The organism is Janthinobacterium breve (assembly GCF_051380895.1).
Classification (GTDB): Bacteria; Pseudomonadota; Gammaproteobacteria; order Burkholderiales; family Burkholderiaceae_D; genus Janthinobacterium.
Map to the genome: position 1 here is coordinate 119,086 of NZ_JBNYXY010000003.1, position 12,730 is coordinate 131,815.

A 12,730-nucleotide genomic window follows, 5' to 3' on the forward strand; every position below is an offset into this window, starting at 1 on the left:
CTTCAAAGCTACTTTACGCTGCCAACGGCGATCCTGACAGCATTTCTTGATTTGCTTGTTGCTACAGCGCAAATGATGATGGAGAGAATCGAAAATTTCCCTGGCAACCATGGTTGCTTTGAAAAGCCCCGTGCAAAGCGTGACGGCGTAGCCGCGCCAGCGAACGGCATATAATGGTCCTGCCTGCGCCGCTGGCAAGCATAGCGGGCAAAACTGCGACGCCAGGGAATGGAATGTAGTAAAATTTCTTGCAATTGCCTGTTCTACGTAGTAAATTTACACCACCGAATATAGTAGCGACAGACTGGCACTTCCGGTCGGCCTCCTCCCCGCTCCGGCTCTTTTACTTTTGCGACGACACTCACTTATGGCACTTACCGATTTTGACCTGGTCCTGTTTGGCGGCAGCGGCGATTTAGCAATGCGCAAGTTGCTGCCTGCAATGTATGCGCGCGACGTCGCGAACGATTTGCCGCCGACGGCGCGCATCATCTGTGTAGGCCGCCAGGACAGCGGCCAGGATGCCTTCCTGAAGATGGTCGAGACCAACTCGCGCCCTCACATCAAGGCCAGCACCCTGAATGCCGCCACCTGGAGCAAATTCTGCGCCCGCATCGTGTATGTGTCGCTCAACGCCAGCGATGCGGCCACGTACGCGCCGCTGGTCGAAGCGCTGCGCGGCGATGCCGACCTGACGCGCGTGTACTACCTGGCGACGCCGCCGCATTTGTTCGCCCTCATCTGCGACAACCTGGAAGACAATGGCCTGGTGACGCCGAATTCGCGCGTGGTCCTGGAAAAACCGCTGGGCCGCGACCTGGCCAGCGCCAAGCAGATCAACGCAGAAGTGGGCAAGGTCTTCCAGGAATCGCAGATCTACCGTATCGACCATTACCTGGGCAAGGAAACCGTGCAGAACTTGCTGGCTCTGCGCTTCGGCAACATTCTGTTCGAACCGCTGTGGCGCCGCGAATGGATTTCCGACGTGCAGATCACCATCGCCGAGAAACTGGGCGTGGGCAACCGCATGGGTTACTACGACACCTCGGGCGCGCTGCGCGACATGTTGCAAAACCATCTGCTGCAACTGCTGTGCATCGTCGCCATGGAACCGCCGACCTCGATCGCGCCGGATGCCGTGCGCGATGAGAAACTGCAAGTGCTGCGCTCGCTGAAAAAATTCACGCCCACCACCCTGGCGCAAAACATCGTGCGCGGTCAGTACCGCGCCGGCCACGTCGACGGCGTCACCGTGCCGAGCTACCGCGACGAGCCGGACGCGCCCGAGCATTCGCGCACCGAGACCTTCGTCGCGCTGAAGGCGGAAATCGATACCTGGCGCTGGGCCGGCGTGCCGTTCTACCTGCGCACGGGCAAACGCATGGCTGACAGCCTGGCCGAGATCGTCGTGCGCTTCAAGCAGATTCCGCACTCGATCTTCAACCAGCCCACGTCCAGCTTCCAGCCGAACTGCCTGGTGATCCGTTTGCAGCCAGACGAAGGCTTGCGCATGAATTTGATGGCGAAAACCCCGGGCGACGGCATGCGCTTGAAACCGGCGGAACTGGAACTCGATTTCCGCGAATCGTTCAAGACGCCACGCATGGATGCCTACGAGCGCCTGCTGCTCGACGTCCTGCGCGGCCAGCTGACCCTGTTCATGCGCGGCGACGAACTGGAAGCGGCCTGGGAATGGGTCGAACCGATACTCGACAACTGGGAACAGAACGACAGCGCGCCGATTCCGTACACGGCCGGCACCTGGGGCCCTGCGGCCGCCAGTGCCCTGATCGGGCGCGATGGCTTGCAGTGGCGTGAAGAGGCCTTACCCGAGGATTAACAGGCAACGCAAGGGCCTGCCCATGCATGGGCAGGCCAATCGCCCATTTCCCCACTCCTGAAACTCTACCCATAAGACTACCCTGATGCTGCTTGACTCCATCCGCACCCAGCTCGATTCGCTCTCCAAGTCGGAGAAGAAGGTCGCGCTGGCCGTGCTTGACCAGCCTAACCAGACGGTCAGCCAGAACATCACGGCGCTGGCGAAAAGCGCGCAGGTGTCGGAACCGACCGTGGTGCGCTTTTGCCGCACCCTGGGCTATGACGGCTGGCATGAATTCAAGCTGAAGCTGGCGCAGGGCCTGGCCCTGGCCATGCCGGGCGCGAACGAGCAGCCGGCGCAGGACGACCTGGCGGCGGACCTGGTGAATAAAATCTGCAGCCGCTCGATCAATACCTTGCTCGACCTGCGCAACAACCTGAACCCGGAAGCGATCCAGCGCGCGCTCGACATCCTGTCGCGCGCCAGCAAGATCGAATTCTATGGCCAGGGCACGTCCGGCATCGTGGCGGCCGATGCACAGCACAAGTTCTTCCGCTCCGGCGTGCCGACGGTGGCCTACAGCGATCCAAACATCCACAGCATCGCCGCAGCCCTGCTGCGCAGCGGCGACTGCCTGGTGGCCATCTCGCAGCGCGGCAACAGCCCTGCCCTCGTGCGCTCCGTAAAACTGGCGCGCCGCGGCGGTGCCGACGTCGTCGTGCTGGCCCCCTCGGGCACGCCGCTGGCCGACCTGGCGACCGTGCTGATCCCGATCGACCTGGTCTTCAACACCGACCCCTACACCCCGATTTCAGCCCGCCTGGCCTACCTGGTGGTGATCGACGTGCTGGCCGTGGGCCTGGCCCTGCAACGGGGACCGGAGTTCCGCAAGAAAATGCAGAACGCGCAGAAGGCGCTGCAGGAATTCGACATGCAGTTCGATTCCTTCATCGGCTGATCCCCTGCCGGCTCCAGCCTTGCTGGAGCCGCTCCTTTCCGCGACGGACATCAAGGCATATCGGCAGGTTTTCCGGAATGAAGAATAGGATGAGTTTTAGCCCCCCCCACCTGCATTTGATACAACCACTCTCACCTCGTCATTGGGAAAAAAATGCATATAGATATCACCCGGCTCATCGTATTTTTCCACTTCCACCATTTTTTCTTTAACAATATGCTTTAGTCCATCCGGCATGTCCCACCGCACCAGAACCATCATTCCCGGGTACCACACTCGCGGGATAGAAGTACAACAAACATCGGCTCCCCCTGCTCCCCATCTGGCCATATTGGCTCCTCCCGCCCCATCCACCGATGCGGAGTAAATATACTCCCCCGTATGGTTCACGATACCCACCTGCGCTGTCGCGGTAGGACTTGGGCCAGCTTGCTCAGCCTGCCGGGCCTTAAACGCGCAACCGCTCAGCAGCAAGACGGTGCCAAGATAAATAATCCATTTCATCATTTTTCCTTTTATAAAAGTAAGCAGTTGAAGAAACAAGGCTAGGCAGCCGAGCGCGCCTGCCAGAAATCGTCGGGCAGCGTGTCGAGCTCGGACAGGTAATTCGCACCCTGGCGCGTGCGCCGCAACAGGCTGGCCATCGCAGGATGCAAGGTAAAATCATCGGCCAACATCAAGGCCAGGGTGCTGAAATGCTGACGCTGGCCCACTGCCTCGATATCGCTGGCATTTAACAGACCCACTTTTACAGCTATGCTGCATGGGGTATCTGATGCCGCGCTGCATGCAACTTGAGCAATTTTTGACTATTCACGCGCACCTGGCTTTAAGAAGACATCGACAGGAACCGGAGCCTTGGAAGATGAAGCATTAATCTTGACGGTTTATTTTTTAGGCGATGGCTTACCCGTGTGTTGAATCGGATGATCTTTTCCATATCCTGCATCATTCGATACAACAACTCTCACCTCGTCATTCTCAAAAAAGTGCATATAAATATCTCCAGGCCTATCATATCTTTCAATTTCCACTACTTTTTCTTTAACAATATGCGTATGCCCTTCAGGCATATCCCACCGCACCAAGACGTTCATTCCTGAATGCCATACTCTCGGGATAGATGTACAGCAGATATTTGCACCTCCCGCCCCCCATTTGTCCATATTTCCCCCGCCCGCCCCATCCACCGATGCGGAATAAATATATTTGCCCGTATGGTTCACAATACCCACCTGTGCTGTCGCGGTAGGACTTGGGCCGGCTTCCTCAACCTGCCTGGCCTTGAACGCACAGCCGCTCAGCAGCAAGGCAGCGCCAAGATAAATAATCCATTTCATGATTTTCCTTTCGGTTCCAGCCGCGCTGAAGTCACGCCCTATGCGAGCGCCTCGATCCGCGTTGCAGAGCGCCGCTGCGCCAGGTAAATCTCTTCATCGACTTTTGCTTGCGCAATATCCTGTACCAAGTTTTCACTCCACACGAATTCTTCGGGTGCTTCTTTCGCCTTGATGCCGGCCGTCGGCATGCGCTGCAACTCGTTTTCGTGCACGCTTTTCCGGAAGAAGCCGCTTTGCGGGTAATAGCCACGGCGCAGGATATAACCGCCACCCTCGCGCCGCGTATAGGTTTGCGTAGTGATCGCCTTACTGCGCATGTCGGCACTGTCGGCATCCGTCCGGATCGGGTAGGGCGTGCCATACTGTGCTTCCTTGAGCAGTGCATCCTCTTCCGGCGTCAACGCTTCGCCATTCTTTTGCTTCAGTTGCGCGGCTTCCGTCTTCCGGCTGAGCTCATACGCGCGTTTATAAAAGCCTTCTTCAGGCGGTTTATTGGCGAACGAGGCGATCTTGGCGCGCTTGTCGTATTCCGTCACTTCGCCCGCCATATAAAAGCCGGCCAAGGAATCATGTACATAGTCGTCAAAAAAACGCACCACTTCGGGCGGCAGCGGTTTGGGGTGATCGAATATGTCGAGCGCAAATTCTTCCCATTTGTCCAAGGGCGTGTGATTTTGGGCCCGATAATATTGCCAGTGGTTGATGCGCTTGCTATCCTGGGCGCTGAACGGTTTCTCCTCATCGCCATGGCGGAAGGCTTTGCGGGCGCGCAGCGCTTCCAGATCGCCTGCCAGCAAACGGTTGTAGGACCCCAGATCCTCCCGCTCCTGCGCGCTGGCCGCATTGAAACTGGCCGTGGCTTCCAGTGTCTTGACGCGCACGGCGCGCCAGCGGTAATACAGTTGCATATGCTTGCTCAGCAAAGCGCCTTGCTCACCCAGCTCGGCGGTGTATGCTTCCCAGGCGCTGGCAAGCTGCTGATTGATCTGAAAGTCATCCTGATCGCGAAGTTCCAGTTCGCTGAACGGTATCAGGGGCACACCCTTGAGGCGCGCCTCCTTGAACATGTGCGCCAACGGAATTTGCGACAGCAAGGCTGCTTGTCCGCCGCGTCCCTTTCCTTGCTCTCCCGGACCATAGCCGCCTCCCACGTCGGAGTGCACGCCAGGAAAGTATATTTCCTTGATATTCCCTTCCAAGCGCGTGACGGGGAAATTCATGCGCTGCTCATGCGTGGCAATGCAATGCAGGCCGGCCTTGACGCAGCGAGGCAGCGGCTTGAGCAATTCATTGGCCCATGCCCAATGACCATCGAACATCGCGCCAGGCGCGATCGTGGTTTTCGCCACCGACCCCGAACTACCCACGGTTGCCACCGTGTCGAAGACGCCAAGAAAATTGATGCTAGCAGGGATGCCGGCAAACTTCTGCACCTCACCTTCGCGTGGCGTGAGCAAATCGGCAAACAGCTGGCAAAACGCCACCGCCTCGGCGGCGCCACGCGAAAAACCGAACACGGACAGGGTCAGCAATGGAATATGTGGCTTCGGTTGTGCCACCATCGCCCCCCTTAGTTTTTCAATATGCTCAGCGAACCAGTCAGAGTGGGTCATGAAACGCTCTCGTCCGGTTAGGGGGTGAGGTGCTTTATCGTGGCCTACGGCATTATCATAGATGCGGGCAAGTCGGCCAGCTTCATCTGATTCGTACAATAACTTGCCGCTAATAGTCCGATGAACGGCGTTCACGACTTGCAGCAAGCCCCATATAATCCGGGCTTGCCCGCCTTTGGCAAATGCCTTGCCTTCATCCGATTCGGTTAGCTCTCCGATTTCTTTGAACGGAGTACCTACGCCTGGAATATAGTTTGAATAATATCCGCTCTGCTGCTTGTCATTTGGATATGTTAAAAAAAGGCGCGCCACATTACTGTGACTGGCATCTTCCGGCTTGAGTGGAATTTTCGCAATGGCAATGGGGACTTTCGTTTTTGCATCAATTACACCTGTACGCAAGCCGTTGCGATCCCGTTCCAAATTATTGTTCGTGCCGTCAAAAAATAGTCCCACATGTACAGCTATGCTGCACGGTGTGTCTGATGCCGCGCTGCATGCAACTTGAGCGATTTTTGACTGTTCACTCGTCCCTGGATTTAAGAATACATCGACAGGAACCGGAGCTTTGGGAGGCGGAACATTAATCATAATGAATTATTTTTTAAGTGATGGTTTACCCGTGTGTTGAATCGGGTGATCTTTTCCATATCCTGCATCATTCGACACGACAACTCTCACCTCATCATTCTCAAAAAAGTGCATATAAATATCGCCTGGCCTATCATATTTTTCAATTTCGACCATTTTTTCCTTAATGACATCAGTGTGCCCTTCAGGCATATTCCACCGCACCAAGACATTCATTCCTGGATGCCATACGCGGGGAATCGATGTACAGCAAATATTTGCCCCGCCCGCCCCCCATCTGGCCATATTCCCCCCTCCTGCCCCATCCACCGATGCGGAATAAATATACTTCCCCGTATGATTGACAATACCCACCTGCGCCGTCGCGGTAGGACTTGGGCCAGCTTCCTCAACCTGCCTGGCCTTGAGGGCGCAACCGCTCAGCAGCAAGACGGCGCCAAGATAAATAATCCATTTCATGATTTTCCTTTTATAAAAGTAAGCAGTTGAAGGAACAAGGCTAGGCAGCCGAGCGCGCCTGCCAGAAATCGTCGGGCAGCGTGTCGAGTTCGGACAGGTAATTCGCACCCTGGCGCGTGCGCCGCAACAGGCTGGCCATCGCAGGATGCAAGGTAAAATCGTCGGCCAGCATCAAGGCCAGGGCGCTGAAATGCTGACGCTGGCCCGCCGCCTCGATGCCGCTGGCGTTTTGCGCGCGCGCAGCGCTTCCAGATCGCCTGCCAGCAAGCGGTTGTAGGAACCCAGATCCTCCCGCTCCTGCGCGCTGGCCGCCTTGAAGCTGACCGTGGCTTCCAGGGTCTTGACGCGCACGGCGCGCCAGCGGTAATACAGTTGCATATGCTTGCTCAGCAAGTCGCCTTGCTTGGCAAGCTCTTGACTGACCTGAAAATCATCTCGGTCCGTTGCCTCCAGTTCGCTAAACGGTATCAAGGGCACGCCCTTGAGGCGCGCTTCCTTGAACATATGCGCCAGCGGGATTTGCGACAGCAAGGCCGCTTGTCCGCCGCGTCCCTTGCCCTGCTCGCCCGGACCATAGCCGCCTCCCACGTCCGAGTGCACGCCAGGAAAATACACTTCCTCGATTTTCCCTGTCAGGCGCGTGACGGGAAAATTCATGCGCTGTTCATGCGCGGCGATACAATGCAAGCCAGCCTTGACGCATCGAGGCAGTGGCTTGAGCAATTCATTAGCCCAGGCCCAATGGCCATCGAACATCGCGCCAGGCGCGATCGTGGTTTTCGCGACAGACGCCGAGCTGCCCACGGTTGCCACCGTGTCAAAGACGCCAAGAAAATCGATGCGGGCCGGAATGCCGGCAAACTCCTGCACCTCACCTTCGCGTGGCGTGAGCAAATCAGCAAACAGCTGGCAAAACGCCACCGCTTCGGCGGCGCCACGCGAAAAACCGAACACCGACAAGGTCAACGATGGAATATTCGGCTTCGAACGTGCCTCCATCGCCGCCCTTAGTTTTTCAATATGCTCAGCGAACCAATCCGAGTGGGTCATGAAGCGCTCTCTGCCAGTTGAGGGATGCGCTACCTTTTTGTGGCCTACGGCATTATCATAAGTACGGGAAAGTTCGCCAGCCTTATCTGTTTCATATAATGGCGTGTCACTCCCATATATTACTCGATGAATTGCATTTAAAACCTGCAACAATCCCCATATAATTCGCGACTGCCCTCCTTTGGCAAAAGCCTTCCCCTCGTCCGATTCAGTTAATTCGCCTATTTCCTTAAATGGCGTTCCCACACCAGGAATATAATATGAGAAATATCCATTTTTTGTTTTATCACCAGGATATGCCGAAAATAAACGCGCCACATTACTATGACTGGCTTCATTGGCGTCTATCACAACATTATTTATAGGGGTAGGCTTCTTCGTTCTCGGATCGAGCACGCCTGTCCTAACCCCATTCCTATCGCGCTCCAGGTTATTATTGGTTCCATCAAAGAAAATTCCAACCCTCACTGGAATATTGCATGGAGCGCTATCTTTATTATCACATTCCTCCTTCGCAATTTTGGATTGCTCTCGCGTCGATAGTTTTAGAAAAAAATCGACGGGAAACGGCGCAGAGGTGGGAGTTTCGCTAATCATAATATCAAGGGATATTGGCAGGTTTTCCGGAATGAAGAATAGGATGAATTTTGCTAGGCCCTCCAGCATTTGACACAACCACTCTCACCTCGTCATTCTCAAAAAAATGCATATAAATATCTCCTGGTCTATCATATTTTTCCACTTCCACCATTTTTTCTTTGACAATATGCGTATGTTCTTCTGGCATATCCCACCGCACCAGGACTTTCATTCCCGGATACCACACTCGAGGAATGGATGCGCAGCAAATATTGGCAAGTCCCGCCCCCCATCTGGCCATATTCCCCCCTCCTGCCCCATCAACCGATGCGGAGTAAATATACTTCCCCGTATGGTTCACAATACCCACCTGCGCCGTCGCGGTAGGACTTGGGCCGGCTTCCTCAACCTGCCTGGCCTTGAGGGCGCAACCGCTCAGCAGCAAGACACTAAACAGGGCACAACCAAGATAAATAATCCATTTCATAATTTCCCCTTTATAAAAGTAAGCAATTGAAGGAACAAGGCTAGGCAGCCAAGCGCGCCTGCCAGAAATCGTCGGGCAGCGTGTCGAGCTCGGACAGGTAATTCGCACCCTGGCGCGTCCGCCGCAACAGGCTGGCCATCGCAGGATGCAAGGTAAAATCGTCAGCCAGCATCAAGGCCAGGGCGCTGAAATGCTGACGCTGGCCCGCCGCCTCGATGCCGCTGGCGTTTGCCACAAGCAAATGACGCGCCACGCGCGCGTGACATTCGGCCGGGGTGCCGGAATGAAACAGGTCCGGCTGCACATCATGCAGATTGGCCAGGATGGCGTCGGCCTCGGCGATATCCACCAAGGCGGCAAAGGCGGCGTCGCTAAGGGGGAATTTGTCAAACTCCGCCGGGACTGGCCTGGGCTGCGCCTCGCCCTGCCAACTGATCAGGGAGCCATCGCGCCGCAGCGACCACCAGCGGTAGATGGGGCTCAGCAAATGCGCAGACTGCGTTGGAGTCAAGGCTGCCAGCAAGGCCGGCAATGTGCGGCTATCGGCCCAGCGCACGGGCCATTCGACGGTATCTGGCGTAATGGCAATCAAATAGGGGCGCAGATGCTGCTCCAGCAGGTCGATATCGAGCGTGCTGGCGATGATGCTGAGCATGGGCTTGCCTGCGCACAGCGAAAACAGGCGCTGCAGCCACTCGGCCTGCTCGCTGCTTGTCGATGGCGCCGCCATTAAATGCGGTGCGGCACTCTTGAAATTTTGCAGCGAGGTGTGTGCATACAGCGACTGGCGCCGCAAGCGGCTCGGGTAGCGGCGGGTGAAAAACTCCTCATCGCAGGCGCCGTCCAGCAGCGCCAGCAAATGCAAGGGCTGGCTGCCGTTCGCCGCCGCCTCCGCGCGCAAGGCCTGCAGTTGCTGTGCGATCAGCGCTGGAACTTCTGGGTCGGGAACATCGATGGCAAAGTACATCAGAATTCCTTTTCTAGGCTGCCGTGGGTGCGACAAACGGGCTGCCGCTACGCAGTGCCGCCAGCAGGCACGCCTTGCAAACGCTGGCAGGCAGCGCCGGCAATGGATAAGCTAACCGTGTCGGCCCGATAAAACTCTTCCTGCCCGCATGCACCGTGATCTTGCCCGGGCATTGGATGGTGATATTGCCGCCCTCAATGGTGATGTTGGCGCCACCCGCCGTCGACAGGCGGATGCTTTTGGCCGCCGCCCAGTCAATATGCGCGTTGGCACTGATGACGTTGACCTCTTCGCGCGCCTGTACGTTGAGCACGTCGGCCTGCGCCTGCACGTCGATGGCCTGTTTGGCGGCGATCATCTGCAGGCCAATGTTGTTCTCGCCCGCCTTGACCGAGCCGCCCAGCACGCCGATGGCCTGGCCCGCGTGCACGCGCAACTGGCCGCCACCGATGAACTGGGTATCCTGGCCGCTCATCATGGTGACGGTTTCGCCGCTGGCCAGTTGCATGTCTTGCCCCGCGACAACGCCCAGTCCGGCCCTGGCGGCAATCGCGATGATGGCGTCCTTGGTGTGCGGCAACTGGTCGTGCATGCCGGAAACGCTGGCCAGCATCGCCTTGAGCGGCGCGGCCTGGTCGTCGAGCGCGCTGACGTCCGGCTTCGCTGCGCCGACATGGCTGGCATAGGCCACCGTCTGGTGCGTCTTGGCGGCCTGGCTGAAGGTGTCGCCCAGCATCACCGCCTGTTTCAGCAGGGCGATGCCGGCGGCGTTGTCGCCGGCCGGATCGCGTTGCGCGGCATCGTGCCTGAGCACATAGCTGCTCACCAGCAAGCCCGCCTTGGCGCGCACCGCGCCATACGCATCGGTACGCAACTCGGCGCCGGCGCCGCGCAGGCTGCCGCGGTAATTGTCGGCGCCATGGATCAGATGCCCCAAGCTAAGTTCGCTGGCCGCATGGCTGCTTTTCAGTTGCACGCGGCCCTGGCTGTCGGTGTCGTCGAACAGCAGCTGGTTATAGCCTGCCGCGCTGCCCGCCTTGCCGAACTCCTTGCTGCGGATGCCCCATTGCGCTGCTCCATTGCGGTGTGCCGCGCTGGCCCCTGCGGCGCCATGCCACAACGGACTGTTGCCGCCGGCCAGATTGCCCTGGCCCGCGACGGCGTGGTCATGCGCCGGCTGGAACACGCCAGCGTCGTTTTGCTCACGCGCCATGCCGCCCGGCGTCGGTTTGCTACCGCCCTCACCCTGGCCGTTGTACAGGGCGCCGATGATGACGGGCCGGTCGATATCGTTTTCCAGGAATTGCACCAGCACTTCCTGGCCGATGCGCGGCAGGAACTGGCCGCCCATGCCACCGCCGGCCGCGCGCTGCGCCACCCGCACCCAGCAGGTCGCGCCCGTCTCTTGCTGCCAGTGAAAGCGGATGCGCACCCGCCCCAGCTTGTCGCAATAGACTTCATCGGCGCCGCTGGCCACATCGTTGCCATCGGCGCCCACGACGATGGCGCTCTGGCTGCCCAGGGCTGTCGGCGTGGCGTGCTGGCGCGCATCGTTGCCAACTTGCACCGGACGCCACGGGGTCGCTGCACTGATCATGTCGATGCAGTTGGCATAACCGCTGGCTTGCGCCTGGGCGATCGCGGCGGCGAAATCGGGAAACCCTGCACCCCACTCTTGCACGGTTTCTTCCAGCAATTCCGGTATCGGGCCGAACAGTTCCGCCAATCCCTCCAAGGCCGGCGCGGGCAGGTTGTTGACGCCGATGCTGGCCACGCGCAGCACGACATACTCGGGCGCGGCCCCATCGGCTGGCTGCAATGGTCCCTGCGTGAGGGTAAAGCGCGTGCCGGCGCGCAGGGTACGCACAGTCGAGCGCGCTTGCCACAGCTGGGCACGCGCCTCATGCGACTGCATCTGCAACTGGGCGTAGCGCTGTGCCTGGGCGGCGCTGGCGTACCAGTACTGACCCGGCGTATCGTAGCTTTCCAGCAGCGGAGCGTTCTTGCCGCCGAGAACCATATTCGTCGGCACGCTGGCCGCGACCGCCTTCTTGGCCTTGTAATCGTAGCTGAGCACGCTACTCAGCCCGACGTGCAGGCTGCGCCGCGCGCTCAAGGCTTGCACGCTGTCACCCGGCTCGCCGACACGCGCGCCATGGAAGCGCAAGCCGCCGCCCCGCGTGCTGCTGGCGTCCTCGGGCGTGGCGCAAACCTGGCTGCTGTCGGCAAAGACGATCAGGGTCTGACCGTCAAACCGCCAGGCCAGCCCCTCTTCCGTCAGCAAGCGGCGCACGAAATCGAAATCCGATTCGCGGTACTGGCAACAATAGCTGCGTTCGCCCGCGTCCTGCATGAACGACGCGACCTCGTCGCTCCAGCGCCACAGCGCGCGCGGCGCATACGCCTGCAATACCTCGTCAACGATGGCCGCCACACTCCGATCTTGCCAGACGCGGCTGTTACGCACTTGCGTCAGCAGCCACAGCCACGGCGTGATGCGCAGGCGGTAGCGCGCCAGTCCGCCATTGCTGCCCAGCATGGCGGCGGCGCTGATATAGCCGGAAAACTGCGTGCGCGTGCCGTCGGCCAGGCTGATCTGCAAGGCGGCGGGCTGGCCCAGCAGGGACGCCAGCGCAACATGGGCGCTGGTGGACAAGGCAATGATGTCGCGCGCGCCAACTTCCTGCAGCAGCTCGTCGGCGGCAAAGGCTTCGACCAGCAAGCCGCTGTCCTGATCATCGTCGCCGATGGACAATGCATACAGGCGTGTCGCGCCATTGAAGGCGGCTACCGCACTAACGATATCTTGTGTCAAAAGATGCTCTTCATCTGGAGTGTGGCATCGCACATTGCTTATCAGAACA

12 protein-coding genes are annotated in these 12,730 nt (G+C 58.6%); 2 read left to right on the plus strand and 10 right to left on the minus strand.

The features are described 5' to 3' along the window. The first annotated feature begins 367 nt into the window (after positions 1–367). Positions 368–1,840: a glucose-6-phosphate dehydrogenase gene (zwf, locus tag ACQ4W0_RS05905; protein WP_101482368.1), complete on the plus strand. Its 1,473-nt coding sequence runs from the start codon at positions 368–370 to the stop codon at positions 1,838–1,840. 85 nt (positions 1,841–1,925) lie between these two features. Beyond that, positions 1,926–2,780, plus strand: a complete 855-nt coding sequence (locus ACQ4W0_RS05910) for an SIS domain-containing protein (RefSeq protein ID WP_436575920.1) — start codon at positions 1,926–1,928, stop codon at positions 2,778–2,780. A gap of 96 nt (positions 2,781–2,876) precedes the next feature. Here ACQ4W0_RS05910 and ACQ4W0_RS05915 read toward each other — a convergent pair whose 3' ends face one another. The 10 genes from ACQ4W0_RS05915 to ACQ4W0_RS05960 all read right to left on the minus strand — a co-directional run bounded on the left by ACQ4W0_RS05915 (position 2,877) and on the right by ACQ4W0_RS05960 (position 12,681). Continuing rightward, positions 2,877–3,284, minus strand: coding sequence for a DUF3304 domain-containing protein (locus ACQ4W0_RS05915; protein ID WP_436575921.1), 408 nt, complete (start codon positions 3,282–3,284; stop codon positions 2,877–2,879). Positions 3,285–3,325: 41 nt separating this feature from the next. Beyond that, positions 3,326–3,526, minus strand: a complete 201-nt coding sequence (locus ACQ4W0_RS05920; RefSeq protein ID WP_436575922.1) for a hypothetical protein — start codon at positions 3,524–3,526, stop codon at positions 3,326–3,328. A 141-nt stretch (positions 3,527–3,667) separates the two neighbouring features. Continuing rightward, the gene (locus tag ACQ4W0_RS05925) at positions 3,668–4,120 is read right to left on the minus strand and encodes a DUF3304 domain-containing protein (RefSeq protein ID WP_436575923.1); all 453 of its coding nucleotides are present in this window, start codon (positions 4,118–4,120) and stop codon (positions 3,668–3,670) included. Between the two features lie 38 nt (positions 4,121–4,158). Then, complete coding sequence (locus ACQ4W0_RS05930) at positions 4,159–6,324, minus strand: phospholipase effector Tle1 domain-containing protein (RefSeq protein ID WP_436575924.1); 2,166 nt, start codon at positions 6,322–6,324, stop codon at positions 4,159–4,161. A 6-nt stretch (positions 6,325–6,330) separates the two neighbouring features. Then, positions 6,331–6,783, minus strand: a complete 453-nt coding sequence (locus ACQ4W0_RS05935; protein WP_436575925.1) for a DUF3304 domain-containing protein — start codon at positions 6,781–6,783, stop codon at positions 6,331–6,333. 40 nt (positions 6,784–6,823) lie between these two features. Further along, positions 6,824–6,955 carry a hypothetical protein gene (locus ACQ4W0_RS05940; RefSeq protein ID WP_436575926.1) on the minus strand — a complete coding sequence of 44 codons (132 nt, stop codon included), beginning with the start codon at positions 6,953–6,955 and terminating at the stop codon, positions 6,824–6,826. Next, the gene (locus ACQ4W0_RS05945; protein ID WP_436575927.1) at positions 6,955–8,499 is read right to left on the minus strand and encodes a phospholipase effector Tle1 domain-containing protein; all 1,545 of its coding nucleotides are present in this window, start codon (positions 8,497–8,499) and stop codon (positions 6,955–6,957) included. The genes ACQ4W0_RS05940 and ACQ4W0_RS05945 overlap by 1 nt, the downstream gene beginning before the upstream one ends. Further along, positions 8,435–8,899, minus strand: a complete 465-nt coding sequence (locus ACQ4W0_RS05950; protein ID WP_436575928.1) for a DUF3304 domain-containing protein — start codon at positions 8,897–8,899, stop codon at positions 8,435–8,437. The genes ACQ4W0_RS05945 and ACQ4W0_RS05950 overlap by 65 nt, the downstream gene beginning before the upstream one ends. A 40-nt stretch (positions 8,900–8,939) precedes the next feature. Further along, positions 8,940–9,866 carry a DUF4123 domain-containing protein gene (locus ACQ4W0_RS05955; RefSeq protein WP_436575929.1) on the minus strand — a complete coding sequence of 309 codons (927 nt, stop codon included), beginning with the start codon at positions 9,864–9,866 and terminating at the stop codon, positions 8,940–8,942. Between the two features lie 13 nt (positions 9,867–9,879). Next, positions 9,880–12,681, minus strand: a complete 2,802-nt coding sequence (locus tag ACQ4W0_RS05960) for a type VI secretion system Vgr family protein (protein ID WP_436575930.1) — start codon at positions 12,679–12,681, stop codon at positions 9,880–9,882. Between the last annotated feature and the right edge of the window lie 49 nt (positions 12,682–12,730).